The organism is Enterovibrio sp. QJM3NY_24 (assembly GCF_057786035.1).
This window is the reverse complement of sequence record NZ_CM173519.1, coordinates 1344086-1359037: the sequence shown is the minus strand read 5'-3', so window position 1 is coordinate 1359037 and position 14952 is coordinate 1344086. Positions and strand designations below refer to the sequence as shown.

Annotated in this window: 13 protein-coding genes and 1 tRNA gene; 9 read left to right on the top strand and 5 right to left on the bottom strand. The window is 49.3% G+C overall.

Going from position 1 to position 14952, the window contains the following annotated elements:
- Positions 1-47: 47 nt before the first annotated feature.
- The 3 genes from AC3CIC_RS06045 to AC3CIC_RS06035 are packed head-to-tail and all read left to right on the top strand — an operon-like array spanning position 48 to position 3515.
- Positions 48-1109: a tyrosine-type recombinase/integrase gene (locus AC3CIC_RS06045; RefSeq protein ID WP_488515614.1), complete on the top strand. Its 1062-nt coding sequence runs from the start codon at positions 48-50 to the stop codon at positions 1107-1109.
- On the top strand, positions 1109-1762 hold the full coding sequence (locus tag AC3CIC_RS06040; RefSeq protein ID WP_488515613.1) for a hypothetical protein: 654 nt from the start codon (positions 1109-1111) through the stop codon (positions 1760-1762). Before AC3CIC_RS06045 ends, AC3CIC_RS06040 begins: the two co-directional genes overlap by 1 nt.
- Positions 1752-3515, top strand: coding sequence for a relaxase family protein (locus AC3CIC_RS06035; protein ID WP_488515612.1), 1764 nt, complete (start codon positions 1752-1754; stop codon positions 3513-3515). The genes AC3CIC_RS06040 and AC3CIC_RS06035 overlap by 11 nt, the downstream gene beginning before the upstream one ends.
- On the opposite strand, the gene AC3CIC_RS06030 is transcribed toward AC3CIC_RS06035, so the two are convergent.
- The 3 genes from AC3CIC_RS06030 to AC3CIC_RS06020 form a co-directional block, all read right to left on the bottom strand.
- Positions 3512-3997, bottom strand: coding sequence for a hypothetical protein (locus tag AC3CIC_RS06030; protein WP_488515611.1), 486 nt, complete (start codon positions 3995-3997; stop codon positions 3512-3514). The genes AC3CIC_RS06035 and AC3CIC_RS06030 overlap by 4 nt on opposite strands.
- Complete coding sequence (locus AC3CIC_RS06025; protein WP_488515610.1) at positions 3984-5240, bottom strand: tyrosine-type recombinase/integrase; 1257 nt, start codon at positions 5238-5240, stop codon at positions 3984-3986. Before AC3CIC_RS06025 ends, AC3CIC_RS06030 begins: the two co-directional genes overlap by 14 nt.
- Positions 5241-5328: 88 nt before the next feature.
- Positions 5329-5419, bottom strand: a tRNA-Ser gene (locus tag AC3CIC_RS06020).
- Positions 5420-5653: 234 nt separating this feature from the next.
- On the opposite strand from AC3CIC_RS06020, the gene AC3CIC_RS06015 reads away from it, so the two are divergent.
- Positions 5654-7054 (top strand): bifunctional NUDIX hydrolase/phosphatase PAP2 family protein, encoded by a 1401-nt coding sequence (locus tag AC3CIC_RS06015; protein ID WP_488515609.1) that lies wholly within the window; start codon positions 5654-5656, stop codon positions 7052-7054.
- 84 nt (positions 7055-7138) lie between these two features.
- Here the strand turns inward: AC3CIC_RS06015 and AC3CIC_RS06010 are convergent, their stop codons facing one another.
- Positions 7139-8488, bottom strand: a complete 1350-nt coding sequence (locus AC3CIC_RS06010; RefSeq protein ID WP_488515608.1) for a dicarboxylate/amino acid:cation symporter — start codon at positions 8486-8488, stop codon at positions 7139-7141.
- A 471-nt stretch (positions 8489-8959) separates the two neighbouring features.
- Here AC3CIC_RS06010 and AC3CIC_RS06005 point away from each other — a divergent pair, with 471 nt between their 5' ends.
- From AC3CIC_RS06005 to AC3CIC_RS05995, 3 genes are all read left to right on the top strand, one after another.
- Entirely contained in the window at positions 8960-9292 is a 333-nt protein-coding gene (locus AC3CIC_RS06005; RefSeq protein ID WP_488515607.1) for a C1orf53 family protein, read from the top strand.
- 87 nt (positions 9293-9379) lie between these two features.
- Positions 9380-9682 (top strand): PTS fructose transporter subunit IIB, encoded by a 303-nt coding sequence (locus AC3CIC_RS06000; RefSeq protein WP_026024063.1) that lies wholly within the window; start codon positions 9380-9382, stop codon positions 9680-9682.
- Complete coding sequence (locus AC3CIC_RS05995; protein ID WP_488515606.1) at positions 9679-10449, top strand: PTS sugar transporter subunit IIA; 771 nt, start codon at positions 9679-9681, stop codon at positions 10447-10449. Before AC3CIC_RS06000 ends, AC3CIC_RS05995 begins: the two co-directional genes overlap by 4 nt.
- 12 nt (positions 10450-10461) lie before the next feature.
- Here the strand turns inward: AC3CIC_RS05995 and AC3CIC_RS05990 are convergent, their stop codons facing one another.
- A complete protein-coding gene (locus AC3CIC_RS05990; protein WP_016959221.1) occupies positions 10462-11307 on the bottom strand; it encodes a helix-turn-helix transcriptional regulator in 846 nt (281 codons plus the stop codon).
- A 412-nt stretch (positions 11308-11719) separates the two neighbouring features.
- Between AC3CIC_RS05990 and AC3CIC_RS05985 the strand changes: the two genes are divergently transcribed.
- Entirely contained in the window at positions 11720-13636 is a 1917-nt protein-coding gene (locus AC3CIC_RS05985) for a PTS fructose transporter subunit IIABC (RefSeq protein WP_488515605.1), read from the top strand.
- Between the two features lie 117 nt (positions 13637-13753).
- Positions 13754-14941 (top strand): mannose-6-phosphate isomerase, class I, encoded by a 1188-nt coding sequence (gene manA / locus AC3CIC_RS05980; RefSeq protein WP_488515604.1) that lies wholly within the window; start codon positions 13754-13756, stop codon positions 14939-14941.
- Positions 14942-14952 lie beyond the last annotated feature (11 nt).

Sequence of the window (14952 nt, the reverse complement as noted above, 5' to 3'; positions counted from 1 at the left end):
GACGACACCGTACGGCTCCCGTCAGGCCTGATTAAGGGAGAAACCGTATGGAAAAATACGGCACAGAATTACGAGTGTTTATTGAACAGTCAAAGAAACACTACGCAGCAACCGCAGGCCACAACACAAAACCAACATTGTTGGCCCGCCTCAATAAAATTAACCAACTTATCGGGCACTGGCACATCGAGAGTACCAGTCGTGCGATGCTGGAAGAGTTCTTCCAGTCACTTCTGGAAAATTTAAAACTCAAAACGGTTATCGACTACCGGACCCTTGTCATTAACGTCTTTGAACGGGCTGTCGATGAAGGTGTGATTGACATTAACTTTGCCAGGAAGGTAAAGCTCTCTCGTCCAAAATCCGACAAACCTGATCCCTTCACGCTTGCTGAGATAAAGCAGGTAACCAGTACGCCCAAGGTCTGTCCGATGATGCGTCTGATTTTCATCGTCGGGATCTCGACGGGCCTCAGGGTGGGTGAGTTGCTTGGGCTGGCGTGGGAGCAGGTGGATTTTAAAAACCGCAGGATGACGGTCTATATCTCGCGTTTCCGACGCGGGTACAAGTACACCAAAAACGATGGCAGTGAGCGTGTGATTGCACTGAATGACACGGCGATGAAGGCAATGCAGAAGCTCTTCACTCTTACTGGCAACGCCCCTGCCGTACCGGTCCTGCTTTATACCGATAACGGTCAGCACCCTATCGAAAAACAATGTCGGTTTGTATTCCGACGCCCCGGCACAGACAAGCCTTACGCCGATGACCGTCAGCTCAGTAAGGCCTTCAAATGTTATCTGGCTGAATGTTGCGTGAAGTACCGCCCGCCAAAAACCTTGCGTCAGACGTTTACTTCGCAAAGCCTGCTGGCGGGTGTCAATAAAATCCACGTTGCACAAGACCTTGGCCATGCCACCACGGAAATGATTGACCGGCACTATTTCCAGTATATTCCGGCCGATGCACCTCACTATCAGCGCAGTTTTGATGCGCACATTGAGCAGGCAAAACCCAAAAAGCGTAAACCGTGGTATCACCACAAGCGTCCTATCGGTGTGTTATTAACGCGCCTTTGTATGCCACAACCTAACGTGGAGGACTGGTAATGAGAAAGCAAAATAGCAAAAAGCCAGTCCGAGTCAGAAAAGACCAAGTCCGGGAAGACAAACCTCTACCTGCGGCGGCGCTCAATGTACTCGCCGAAAAAGTCGCGAATGTCTATCGCCGCCATCCACAGATCGCCGCCAAGAAGCGACTTGCCAAGTTATTTAGCGGGCCGAGAACTGGCGCCTCATTGGAATGGATTAATGCCCGCTTTCACAGCAAAAAGCTCACTGAACGGATGAGTATCCGGCTGACACTGAAAGACCGGCTGACGCTAAAAGTCGCATCAATACTGTCTGGCGAATCAGAGAGTGACATTGTGATAAAGCGCGCATTTGGCCGCTCTCTGAATGTCGAAAAGCTGGCGAGATATCGCCGTCAGGACATTGATTACCGCGCGGTCCAACGAACCTTGTCGCGATATGGCAACAACTTCAATCAACTCGTGCGGGCAGTCAACAGACAAAATCCAGGCTTAACACAAGAGGGGTTGCTGTACTCCCTTCTGACATTTGAAGCTGCGCTGCGTGCACTTACCCTTGAGCTGGCCGAAACCTATGGTGATAAAAGCGCCGATGACACATCGGCAACACTATCTCCTGATGACATTCTGGCGCAGATGGACGTTACCTTCGGAGGCGCCGATGACCATTAATATCCTTATGGGAGACAGCGGAAAAAGCCACCGCGGACCGGATTTTTCGCGGCGCCTTCTGGAATACCTGGAGGGTGACAATCCGCGTTTGTCAAAAATGCAAGTGAAAGCGCTGATCAAAGAGCGGGGCCTGAGGGATCGCAAAGCCTTGCTCAGCGAGGATGACATCGAGTCAGATGGCGCCGGTGTAGTGCGCCGCAAACGCGCAATGCCGCCATTGATATTGAACCCTCACATGCGTGAGCTGGTAAGGAGTGCTATCAACACCTCCCCACATCGACATAAATATATCACCGGAGCGCTGTGCTGGAGCATCGAGGAAAACCCGATACTTACTGAAAATCCGCACCTCGCCAGTGAGCTGATGGCGCGGTTTGAAGCATACGTGTTCGCGGGCATGAGTCTTGAAGACCAGTTGATCTATTGGGTGCAACATACCGACAAAGGCCGACTGGAGTACAACTATGTTATTCCTCAGATTTGCCCGTCGAGCGGCCATCACTGGAATCCGCTGCATCCCGGCAAAGAGTATGAATTCAACCTCATCCGAGACCACTTTAACCTCGAGTTTGGCCTCAACAGCCCAGACGACCAAAGATATCTGAAAGAAGGGCGTAAACGGGCCTTTGTCCCACAAAAGTCCAAATTCTTCCTTCCTGTGCCTCCCTTCAAGGGTAAGCCTGAAGCGCGCAGTAAGGCCATTGATTATCTGTACGCGAAGATCCAGTCCTTTGACATTACGTGTTTTGAGGATGTCTACCGAACAATGGGCTCAGACGCATTTACGAAGAACACTGGACTTCGTCTTGCGCCTGGCCAGCGATGGTCCCTGGGGTCGAGCCGTCATGGTGCATACGTCACTTTGCTGAACGCAGATAACAAACCGATAAGACTCAAAGGGTTTGCATTCAGTCGTCGCTTTACCTCGGACACACTGTTTACCAGCCGAGTGCAGGACGCCAGGTATGATAAAGAGACGACCATGCGGGTACTGCGCGAGATGCAATGGGAAATACGGAATATGCTGATGCAACGCGCCTACACGCAGCGCCAGCGTTGTTACCCGAATGAAAAACACAACAAGCCAACGTTTCGCTATCGCAAACCACCTCCCGAAGCAGAGGTTAGCCCCGCATCGATTTCCCACATGCTCAGTCAGATGCTGTCAGTGACGATAGATACGCCAATCGTCATACCAAAATTCTCCGACAACATGACACACGCTGAATTCGAACAGGCATTCCTCACTCTTCTCGAAGTGCTGGCCGCCTTGCAACGTCGGGCAATAGACAAGGACGTCAAGGCGTACCTGGAGCGACTCGAGGCCATCAATTTTCATTTCAACAAGGAGCAACCACATGCACACCATTCAGGCGGTTCACGCACAGCTACTTCGCTATCACAAACACATCAAGGCACTCGAAGCGCAGCTCGAGCAACAGGCGTTAAACCACCAGCAAGCGAACCAACACATGCAACGCCGTCTCGACAGCATCGAGCAGCAGATGAAGAAGCTGGAGACCGCATTGTCGACGCTATCCGGCATTGCAGAGACCGACTTAAACAATTTGGTCAACATCTTCAAAGAGACACTGACATCGTTCAACGAATTGCAGAATCCGCACACGCCGCATCTCTTCACATTGATGCAGGGCATGAACGAGAGGCTGGAAAGGCTCGAACAGCTTCAGAGTCCACACACCGGTCAGCCAGAAAATCCGGCGTGACGGGGCGCAAAGTCCCCGGCGATTAGTGCATGTCATCCTTCATCTGCTTGATATGTAAAATCAGGTGCTGGCGGCTTTGGGGATGGTGGAATTCCAGCAAGGCCTGTCCGTGCATGTTCGAAAGAACAAAACCTAACGGTGCCAGTCCCCGATGCATCGCCGTCAACGCTCGGGCGAATGTGTCAGGCTGTTGGGTATCCCCCTTCCCTGCCCACTGGTACCTTTGACTTGCCTCACGGCACGCGATAAGACACTTGAAGTTATCCAGAGAGCCAAACCAGCGGACTTGTGCTGCATGGGAAATGTTGTAGGATTCCAACTCCTCAACCGTCAGTCCCTCACCACTTATGATGGCATCCCAGATCGTGTAGATATCCTGAATGTCGTTCATCTCCAGTCCATTGACCTGAAAGCGGCGCAACGTGTCTTCGGATGTATCATGCCCCAGTGCAATCTGCTCAAAGACTTCAAGCAAATCACACAGCATCAACAGGTTAAGCGCTGGCATACGCACCTCCTGCTGACGACAGCGTCATGGTGTTGATTGCAGCCTGCATCTGGGCTAATGGCGTGCGTTTTCCATATCTTCCGTAGGTCAGCGACGGCACTGAATGACCCACAATATCGGCGACGACGGCCTCACTGATACCCGCTTGTTTGAGACAATCCACAAAGGTGTGTCGAAGCCCGTAGGCCGTGGGTCTCGCGCCTGCCTGAAAGCCCAGGGTGTCGAGTAGCTGACCAAATCGCACCAGAAAAGGTCTTGACCAGTCAACTTCCCCTTGAGGTACTTCGTGATAAAGGTGTGTCCGCTTTGCACTCTGCATCCAGTCAACAAAACCTTGCTCCAGCAAAGCAGTATGGAGAGGAATGTCGCGCACCGCATGGGGCGATTTCACGCGCATGTACATCCCAGCATCTGTCACCCGCACAAAGGCGATCCCCTCCTTTTCGACGATATCCTGAGGGCGCAACTGACACGCTTCGGCCGGACGCATCCCCATCAATACCACCAGCAATGACACCCATCGAAAGGCATCGCTTTCCGATGCCCAGACCTCACTGCCAAGAAGCAACGCAAGTTGGGGCGCCGTCCAACGTTCGCGGCTGTCACGCGCTAACTTTTCCGCCTTGAACTGTACTGAGAGTCCAGACGCAGGATTCACTTTGAGCAGCGCCCTCTCTGTACACCAACTGAGCCACTGCTTGACCGCCGCCACGTATTCTTTGTTGGTCTTGGCACTGCGCCCCTCACGGACGAGTTCACTGACATAGGCATGCAGATGTGACCGCGTAATGCTCGCCAGCACATTATTGTCACTGAAAGCCACAAAGTGGCCGATGCGCTGCGACAGTTGCGTCACTGTGAGCGTGCGCAGTCCTGCCTGAGATTTATCGTCGATAAAACGATCCAGCGCATCCTGCATTGAGCAGAGCCTGCTGTAGGTTGCATGCACCTGACCGCTTACTGGAGCGGTCACACGCACTAACCCCGATGCACAATAGTCTCGGCGAAGAGCATCCACCCGGCTGTCGAGTTCAATTTTAAAGGTTGGAAACTGAGTGTTGGAGCATTGCATAAGCAAGTCATGAACGACTTTGGCAATATCCAAATTGCGGGTAATGGCAAGCGACCGATCTTTGGTCAACAGGCTGATTTTGATATGGCAGGGGTAACCGATCCCTGTCAAATCCCGAGGCATGGCTTTACGGAAATGGAAGACGCCCGAAGGCATTTTTTGCAGGTACATATGTCTCACCTCTTTGTGTGGGTGCGACATTTCTTGGCAGGGATACAAAAAAAGCCTTTGAAATTCAAAGGCTTTTTAAGAAAGAATTTGGCGGAGAAATAGGGATTTGAACCCTAGGAGGGCTATAAACCCTCGCCGGTTTTCAAGACCGGTGCTTTAAACCACTCAGCCATCTCTCCGTTGTTGCCGCGAATATTAACGGCCAACACAGGGTGTGTAAACCCCTTTTCTACTACAAATAACTCAACCGCTCAAAAAGCCAGCAAAACCACGTCACTTCTCTCTATATGTGCCAAAAACCAACATCTTAAAGATAAAAAATTAACGAATTGATCAGAATGAAAATCTGTTCAGGCATCGATTTCATGACTCCGCTACAATAGCCACCTCGGGAACCCTTTAAGAGCATTCAGATGCATCATTACCTTCTTGTCGCTTTACTGTCACTTTTGACGCTTTCCACCTCGTTTGCCCAAGAAACGGATAAAACGATAAAAGGGGCGGCTTGCCTAGTCTCTGATGACCAAGGGCGCGTGTTGGTCACCCGAGATATTCTGAATAATCGCATTGCTATTCCAGGAGGCTATGTGGACAGTGACAACCCCGCTGATGCTGCCATTCGGGAAACCCTAGAAGAAACGGGAATAGAAGTCGAAGCCATTGGTGAAATCGCCAGAATGGGTAAAGCCGTATTGTTTGATTGCCGCGCGACCTCCCCCATTCCTGTACTCAACACAACAGCTGAAGCAGAAAAAGCCGCAGTGGCAGCTTGGCAGGCTGAACACTTCGCCCGCGAAGTTCGCTCGGTCTTCTTGATGAAGCCCAATCAAGAAATGCTAGACAATGCTCGCTTCCCGGAACAAGTCGAAATGTTCCCTGCTTTACTGAAAAGCGCCACGCACAGCCCTATTCAAGAGTTCGATGATTTTAGCGCCCTCGCCTCACCTTTTGATGTGTGGAATGCAGGCATCAACCAACGTTTTCAAAATGCCATTCACGCGTTACCCAAGCCAATCACCAAAACAATGGCCACGCTGCTCGATTACACTTCCGCACTTGGCAATGGCGTCTTGTTCTTTGTGTTGATCCCCATCGCGATGGCAACAGGCGGATTAAAGCGTGTCGCCGAAGTGTTACTGGTGACAATACTTGTCACCGTCGTGGTGTCATTCGGCAAACTGTTCTTTGGCGTCCCACGTCCGTTTTATGTCTTCCCTGAATTACAATTAGGCGCTGCATCCGGTTTCGCTTTTCCTAGTGGGCATACTGCCACTGCCTTTGCTGTATGGGGTTTGGTGTCCACATGGCTTAATCGAGCACGAAAAACAACACTCGTGATTTGGCTCGTACCCGCCGTTCTCGTTGCCTTAAGCCGTGTTTATCTTGGTGTGCACTATGTCACCGACGTTATCGCTGGGGCGGTTATTGGCGTATTGGTGGTACTTGTCGCGCAGCATCTTGCACTTCGTATACTCTCAGTTCGACTTTGGTTTGGGTTAGGCGCAATCATCATTCCTTTTGCTTTAACCCAAATTCAGCCAACGTTTCTTTATTGCGCTGCTTTTTCATTCACGTTTTCAGCAGTACTTTGTCTTGCCAGACACCAACAAGAGCGTCTCACTGCGCCGATGGGTATAAAAGGCTTTCTCCTGACGCTTGCGGGTATGTCAGCGTTGGCAGCAATCATTTTAGGGGTGGGTCAGATATCCAACTCCAGTATAGAAATATTGGCCTCATACACACTCAGTACTGCCTTGTTGGCGATTTGGCTAGGTTGGGCAGTGCCCAAATGGGGAGCGATACAAGGAAAGTGAGAGACGATTTAATTCAAATTCTCCGCCAATTAAGCACAAAAAAAAGAGCGCCTATGGGCGCTCTTTGATTAAAACGTGTTTACGTTAGTCTTTAGCAGCAGATGCTAGCTCTTTCTCAGCGTCATGATCAATTTCAACGTCGAAAACAGCGCCTGCGTTTGGATCGTTGAAGATAGACTCGTCAAGCTTGCCTTCGCTTTTCGCGACAATACAGCTCACGGTCGCATCACCGGTGACGTTCACCGCAGTACGAACCATATCGAGCAGACGGTCAACACCAAGGATCAAACCAATACCTTCCAGAGGTAGACCCACTTGGGCGAATACCATCGAAAGCATAATCAAGCCAACGCCCGGCACACCCGCCGTACCGATTGAGGCCAATACTGCCATCACGATCACAGTGAGGTAACCTGCAATACCAAGGTCAACGCCATAAATGTTCGCAATGAACACGGTTGCAACACCTTGCATGATCGCCGTGCCATCCATGTTAATGGTGGCGCCGAAAGGAACGGTAAATGACCCTACAGAGTTCTTCACACCTAAACGCTGAGTCACTGTACGCAGTGTCACAGGAATCGTGGCGTTAGAACTCGCGGTACTGAATGCGAACACTTGCATGCTGCGCACTTTCTTCATGAAGGTCATGATGTTCAGACCAGTGAATATTTTGAGGAAAGTCGGCAGAACAACAAAGAGGTGAATCATCAGTACGCCGATCAGCACAACAACATAACCAATCAATTCAGCGAAGAGTGCCAAACCTAGGCTTGCCATGGCTTTTGCGATCAAACAGAAAACTGCGTAAGGCGCGATTTCCATGATGACGGTAACCATCTTCATCATCACTTCGTTCAAAACTTCGATAAGTTCGACGACTTTTTTAGCCGGCTTACCGACCATCAAAATACAAACGCCCATCAATATAGCGAAGAAGATGATTTGAAGCATTTCACCTTCTGACAACGCACTGATTGGGTTATTTGGAATGATATCGATCAGGACTTGTGAAAGCGGTGGCGCATCTTTACCCGTAAAGGCAACGTCAGCAACCATGTTCATGCCAGAGCCGATACCACTGAGTGCAGACACACCAATCGCAAGTGCAATTGCGATGGCAGTTGTTAGCAGGTAGAGACCGAAGGACTTACTCCCCACACGGCCAAGCATTTTTATGTCGCCAATCCCGCACACACCACAAATCAAAGAGAAAAGGACGAGCGGAACTACCATCATTTTTAACGCGTTCACAAACATTTTGCCCACAACGTGGAACAAACCGTTTGTAATATAGGTATCGACGAACCCACCAGCAGGATTCAGCCCTAGAATATTAATTGCCAAACCAAGAATAATACCGGCGACCAAGCCGATAACAACCTTGGCAGTCAGGCTCATTTTGCCATCACCATTTGTTGTTGCATTTACCATATTGCCTCCATGACTATGTATAAATTCCAGTCATGAAACCCCTTTCTTTTGTCTTACTAATGGCAATAAGCGTTTGCTAACGAGCCGACCTTTGAATAATTAGTCACTATGGAGCGATATTCCATTCACTACATAACAAAGAGGCGAGATCAGCTTAAAAATTAACCAAATATAGAGACTAATGTCAGGACCTTTCATAACAGGCAATATATATATCCTGAATTGAAAAACGACGTTGTCTCAATATTGATTCATTCGACATATTTTGTTAATGAAAGGTTAAATCAGGTCTATGTATCCCATCAAAACTCAGCCCAAATATGAAACAACTAATGCCGCGATGGGACAAGATGATTACGGTTTATTGCGTTACAATGGCTCTCTTTTCCAAACTGCATAGTCGTCATGAGCCATTGTCCTAAGTGCGGAGACGCACTTTCTTGCACTGCTAACTCCGGCAGCTGCTGGTGTATGCAATACCCCAACATCGTTCCGGTTAGCAATACCGCTGATCTGTCTTGCCTTTGCGCTGCTTGTCTGGCGAAGAAAATAAACACCCAGCTCGGTGAGATATATCAAACCTACAGCACTAACGAACTCATTCGACTAGCCAAACCTTACGCAAATAGCCCTAATCTCATCGAAGAACTCGACTACACGATGGAAAACGGCTTTATGGTGTTTTCCGCTTGGTACCACTTAAAGCGCGGAACCTGCTGTGGCAATGGCTGTCGGCATTGTCCATTCGGCAAATCGTCCGAATCGCCTATCAACCATGAAGATCGTTATAACAACGTGGGCTAAGTCACTGACGGAAAGGATTTCTTCGACGACAATTCGCGTCCTTTTGCTTTATTCACTTTTCACTCAAAAAACGCCGAAATAATCATAATGAAGATAGTCGCTGTCACCGCCTGCCCGACAGGCATTGCCCACACTTACATGGCCGCCGCTGAGCTAAAAAAAGCCGCGCTGCAATCGAGTATTCATATCAATGTGGAGACTCAAGGCGCCATGGGCATTGAGAACCCACTCAGTATTCAAGATATTGCCCGCGCCGATGTCGTGCTGATCGCATCAGACATCGAGATTGAAGATCGCGCCCGATTTTCAGGAAGCAAAATCCACTGTGTGACGATTGAAGAAGTGCTGACTGACCCAATCTCTGTGTTGGAGCGCTGCAAACGTTTATGATCACCCGACGGATCACCTTCTTTATTGGTGAAGAAGGACTGCCAGCATGGAGGCTGAACCGCTTGAGAACCTTGGCGGGGCATTTTCGATCGGTCACTATTTTTGTCAACTTGTCGCAACGTAAATCCGCCAACGCCGAACAGCCAATGCACATCCTCAGCCTAAGTGCATTACCCAGTGATTTGTGCCAGCTACAAATTGAAGGTAACGATGCCGAACTTGCTTCCATGGTATTGACCGATTTTATTGACGAACATGCCTCGCTGATATCCGGCGGAAAGTCATCCGCGCCAATCACACCATCCGATCATCAGTCACTGCCCTTTGATTTTGTCACCCATCGGCTACGAGACACTGAACTCGACAAACATGGCCTACTGGCACAGTTTGCTTTGATGGTCGCCAAGCATGAGAACTGCAATCAAGAAACCTTATTTGATGCCTTGTATAAGCGGGAAAGTGTTTCTTCGACGAGCATGGGAAATGGCGTTGCTTTACCTCATATAATGACCCCCGAGGTGAAACACGCGCATTTGCTGATAGCGACTACGCACGCTCCCTTAAATTGGGCGTCTCAACGGGGGACTGTCTCTTGTGTGATTGGATTGATGCTGCCAACACCGCCCGTACGTGAATCTATAGTGGCCTTCTCTGGCTTTTCTCAGCAACTTCTTGAGGCAGATTTCTGCGCGTATCTGACCGAAAACAACAGCGCTGATATTCTTGAACTCTTGATCTTAAACGCCCTTAACGTTCCGTTTCGCTAGCCCATTGAATCACTAATTCGCCCCGCGATACTCTGACGGCGTCATGCCCGTTTTCGATTTAAAGACGCGATAGAAATAATTCACATCCTGAAAGCCGCAACGCGTAGCCACCTCGTTCAAGCGAAAATCGTAACGCTTAAGCATAAACTTAGCGCGATCAATCCTCACCCACGTAATGTAATCCGCCATACGCATATGCCCTTGTTGACGAAACAAACGTGATAGATGGTTTGGCGTCATGTTAAAGCGCTGCGCAATGGATTCTCGGGTGACCTGACGGTGAAAGTTTTCCTGAATGTAGATACAAATACCTTGATAGAGATCTTCCACGCGGTTGCGTGTTCCCGCCACGGGCGAGGCCAACATTAACTGACAATAACTCAACAAAGCATGCAGCAAGTGTTCATCCATCGGCTTGCGAACAGGCTCTGTCGCCAGTGTATTTAACGCACTGAGGATATGATCGATGGCGTGTCCGGTACGGGTTTGAATACTGAATTTCTGCACATCATAAAAGCCGGGCTGATTTTTAGCTTTACTGACCAGGCTAAAACCGAGTTGTCGCTGACCAAACAGTAAGCTCAACACAGAGCAATCCGTGTCCCAATTTGGCTTGTTCCAGCTATTGGGTGGCACAAATAACGCATCACCCGCCAACAGTTTCACTTCCCCAATGGTCTTGTCTGGGTTTTCAAGTTGGTTGGGGTATTCCCCACTGATCACTAACTCTAAACGTGGGAAATTCACCTGATAGCTGAATGGCGGCGGAGTGACTTGATCACTCGCAAACCAAATTCGATTGAAGTGCTCACGCTCTGATAACAAATTTTCCAAAAGCAGATGAAAAACCTGGCTCATCTTTTCCCCTCGTTCCCACACCAATAACGCGGCGATTATGCTGCCTCACTGTCAGTGCCGCTAACCATTCCCTAAGTCACGACTCAATAGCGTGAACCAGCTCAACAAAAAACGCGTCACCACGTTAGATCAAGCGTTACTTATTTCTAGCAAAATCACTCATCGCAGGAATTTACTGACTAATGCGGACATTGAAAACTATCAATAACTTATTGTATTTACATATTTAATGTAAAAATAACTCACATAATCCACATCATCTCTTAATGAGAATAAGATCACAGCCTGCATTCTATGTTACAAATATCCAGCAAATGCCTTTTCTTTCCTCTATCTGACAAACAGTGATTCATCAGAAAATAGTCTCATCGGCTAACGCCATCATACGAACAATTCATTTAGGGGTGACTTCATGATTACTAAGCTAATCAATGAAAATTTGATTTGCCTGAACCTGAGTGCGACAACCAAAGACGCAGTGTTCATCGAGATGATCGAACTGCTTCATGCTCAAGGCAGAGTCAACGACAAGCAGCAATTTCTTGCCGATATCTATGCACGTGAAGAGTTGGGTAACACAGGATTTGAAGACGGCGTTGCGCTCCCTCACGCGAAAAGCGCTTCTGTTATCGAGCCAGCTGTTGCCATCGGCATCAGTCGTCAAGGCATTGAATACGGTGCAGAAGACGGTCAGCCATCCAAACTCTTTTTCATGATTGCATCACCTGATGGCGGCGCAAATCACCACATTGAAGTGCTGGCGGAACTTTCTTCGAAACTGATTGAAGACGGTTTTATCGATCAGTTCATGCAAACAGAAAGCTCACAACAAGCACTGGCCTTGCTGCTAGAGAAAAAAGCCCAAGAAGACTCACCAGAAGCGAACAAAGGCCTGTTAATTGGCGTGACAGGCTGCCCTGCTGGCGTCGCACACACCTACCTTGCGGCGGAAGCGCTGGAAAAAGGCGCGGCGGCACTTGGCTTTGAAATGAAAGTAGAAACCAACGGTTCGATTGGCGTAAAAAACAGCCCTACCGATGAAGAGATTGCCCGCGCCGAAGCGATTATTGTCAGCTGTGACAAGCAAGTCGACATGGCACGCTTTGCGGGTAAACGTCTGATCAAGACGGGTGTAAAAGCCCCAATTAAAGACGCCAAGGGCTTGATCAACCAAGCACTAGAAGCGCCAAAATATGTCGCATCTGCTGACGATACCAGTGCGAACTCAGGCGAGAGCAAAGCCTCTCAAGCCCGTTCTGATTTGTACCGCTACCTGATGAATGGCGTGTCTCACATGATCCCGTTCGTGGTGACAGGTGGTCTGTTGATTGCTCTGGCACTGGCTATTGGCGGACAACCGACCGAAGCAGGCATGGCGATACCCGCGGGCAGCCTTTGGAACAAAGTGCTCGATGTCGGTGTGGTTGCCTTCACCTTGATGATCCCTATCTTGTCCGGTTACATCGCGTATGCCATTGCTGACCGCCCTGGTTTGGCGCCAGGCTTGATTGGTGGTTGGATTGCGAACAACGGCTCATTCTACGGTGCAGAAGCCGGTACTGGCTTTATTGGTGCAATCGTTGCGGGTTTGTTGGTGGGTTACTTCGTGAAATGGATTGCCACACGCAACTATCACAAGTTCGTTCAACCTCTCGTACCGATTATGATTGCCCCTATTGCAGGTAGCTTGTTTATTGCGAGTTTGTTCATCTTCGTTATCGGCGCGCCTATTGCGGGTCTAATGGAAGGCTTGAACACCATGCTGACTAACATGAGTTCAGGCAACGTGATCCTACTTGGTATCGTTCTTGGTGGCATGGCAGGCTTTGATATGGGTGGCCCATTCAACAAAGTGGCCTTCCTGTTCTCTGTTGGCATGATTGCCAGCGGTCAAACACAATTTATGGGTGCTATGGCTTGTGCTATCCCTGTTGCACCTCTCGGTATGGCGCTAGCCACTGTGATTGGTCGCAAGTTCAACATCTTTGAAGACTCTGAAATTGAAGCAGGTAAAGCGTCGGGCGCGATGGGTCTGGTGGGTATCTCTGAAGGTGCGATTCCATTCGCGGCGCAAGACCCAATGTCTGTTATCCCAGCGAACGTAGTCGGCTCAATGGTTGCTGCAGTGATGGCATTCTCCTTCGGCATTACCAACAGTGTTGCTCACGGTGGCCCAGTTGTTGCTCTGCTCGGTGCGATGAACAAACCCGTACTTGCCCTTGCCTGTATGGCCGCAGGTGCCATTGTGACTGCTCTGGTTGCCGTTTCACTGAAGAAGATGCGTCAAGCAAAAGCACAGAAAGACGGTGTGACGGTTGCTGCTGCATAATCAAAGAATCTCTCGCTCCCTCTTATTCAGGGAGCGATTTTTTTGCGCTGACGCATCAATCCCCGTTTCACTTCTGGTAAACTTTCCGCCAGTTGAATGAAGGCTCGAAGAAGAAAAATGACTGCATACTTTTATCCATTGAATAACGTGATCCAAGACTACGCTTGGGGTAGCTATACCTCGCTGAATACGCTTTTTGGCATTGCAAACCCAGACAACAAACCGCAAGCAGAAATCTGGATGGGCGCACATTCAAACGGCTGCGCCAAGATCACTGTCGATGGAAAAGAAACCCTGCTTTCTGATTTCATCAACAAAGACATGTCAGCCGTCATTGGTGCTGAAACTGCAGAAACATTTGGCGAACTGCCTTATTTGTTCAAGGTACTGTGCGCAGAAAAAGCACTCTCAGTGCAAGTTCACCCAAGCAAAGCACAAGCAGAAACGGGCTTTGCCAAAGAAGAAGCGGCCGGTATTCCTCTTTCTGCTGGCATTCGTAATTACAAAGATCCCAACCACAAGCCTGAACTGGTTTATGCGCTAACGTCATACACGGCGATGAATGGTTTTCGTGATTATGCGGAGATCTTAGCCTTCTTCCACAAACTGAATATTGATGAGCTTTCTATATTGGTTGCGGCACTGGATGCTAACCAAAATGAGCAAGGCTTAAGCGCATTCTTTGAAGCGCTGCTTTCGTTGGAAGGAGAGCAAAAAGACGCAGCGGTGACCAAGTTGCTCGCATTTGCTTCAGAGTACCAATCCGATGAATTGTTCGCGTTACTACTGACTTTGGCAGAACAATACCCAGGCGACATTGGCTTGTTCTCTCCGTTGATTCTGAACACCCTGACCTTAGCGCCAGGTGAAGCCATGTTCCTGCATGCTTGTACGCCACACGCATACATCAAAGGCACAGGGCTTGAGATCATGGCGAACTCAGACAATGTATTACGCGCAGGTTTAACCCCTAAACATATGGACGTGGCCGAGTTGATTTCTTGTACCCGCTGCGTGCCAATGCCGAAAGACACCATTCTTCTTGCGCCAGAAATCAGCGGCAAAGCACTGCTTTACCCTATTCCAGTGCCTGATTTTAACTTCGGCGTTTATCAAGACACCGAGAACGAAACACTCCAGACCACCAGCGCAGAAATTTTGTTCGCGATTGACGCCCCATTGACCGTTTCACACGCCAGTGGCGAGGCCGTAACGCTGCAAAAAGGTGAATCTGTGTTTATTCCTGCGTTCGTGGGTGATTACGCAGTGACATGCAGCGGCACATTTGCTCGCGCATTTAACTGAATAGCTCATCG

What these genes read in the sequence shown, in the direction of transcription:
- manA (WP_488515604.1), top strand. Translation starts at nt 13,754, where the DNA reads ATGACTGCATACTTTTATCCATTGAATAACGTGATCCAAGACTACGCT.
- AC3CIC_RS05995 (WP_488515606.1), top strand. Translation starts at nt 9,679, where the DNA reads ATGATCACCCGACGGATCACCTTCTTTATTGGTGAAGAAGGACTGCCA.
- AC3CIC_RS05990 (WP_016959221.1), bottom strand. Translation starts at nt 11,307, where the DNA reads ATGAGCCAGGTTTTTCATCTGCTTTTGGAAAATTTGTTATCAGAGCGT.
- AC3CIC_RS06005 (WP_488515607.1), top strand. Translation starts at nt 8,960, where the DNA reads ATGCAATACCCCAACATCGTTCCGGTTAGCAATACCGCTGATCTGTCT.
- AC3CIC_RS06010 (WP_488515608.1), bottom strand. Translation starts at nt 8,488, where the DNA reads ATGGTAAATGCAACAACAAATGGTGATGGCAAAATGAGCCTGACTGCC.
- AC3CIC_RS06025 (WP_488515610.1), bottom strand. Translation starts at nt 5,240, where the DNA reads ATGTACCTGCAAAAAATGCCTTCGGGCGTCTTCCATTTCCGTAAAGCC.
- AC3CIC_RS06035 (WP_488515612.1), top strand. Translation starts at nt 1,752, where the DNA reads ATGACCATTAATATCCTTATGGGAGACAGCGGAAAAAGCCACCGCGGA.
- AC3CIC_RS05985 (WP_488515605.1), top strand. Translation starts at nt 11,720, where the DNA reads ATGATTACTAAGCTAATCAATGAAAATTTGATTTGCCTGAACCTGAGT.
- AC3CIC_RS06000 (WP_026024063.1), top strand. Translation starts at nt 9,380, where the DNA reads ATGAAGATAGTCGCTGTCACCGCCTGCCCGACAGGCATTGCCCACACT.
- AC3CIC_RS06040 (WP_488515613.1), top strand. Translation starts at nt 1,109, where the DNA reads ATGAGAAAGCAAAATAGCAAAAAGCCAGTCCGAGTCAGAAAAGACCAA.
- AC3CIC_RS06015 (WP_488515609.1), top strand. Translation starts at nt 5,654, where the DNA reads ATGCATCATTACCTTCTTGTCGCTTTACTGTCACTTTTGACGCTTTCC.
- AC3CIC_RS06030 (WP_488515611.1), bottom strand. Translation starts at nt 3,997, where the DNA reads ATGCCAGCGCTTAACCTGTTGATGCTGTGTGATTTGCTTGAAGTCTTT.
- AC3CIC_RS06045 (WP_488515614.1), top strand. Translation starts at nt 48, where the DNA reads ATGGAAAAATACGGCACAGAATTACGAGTGTTTATTGAACAGTCAAAG.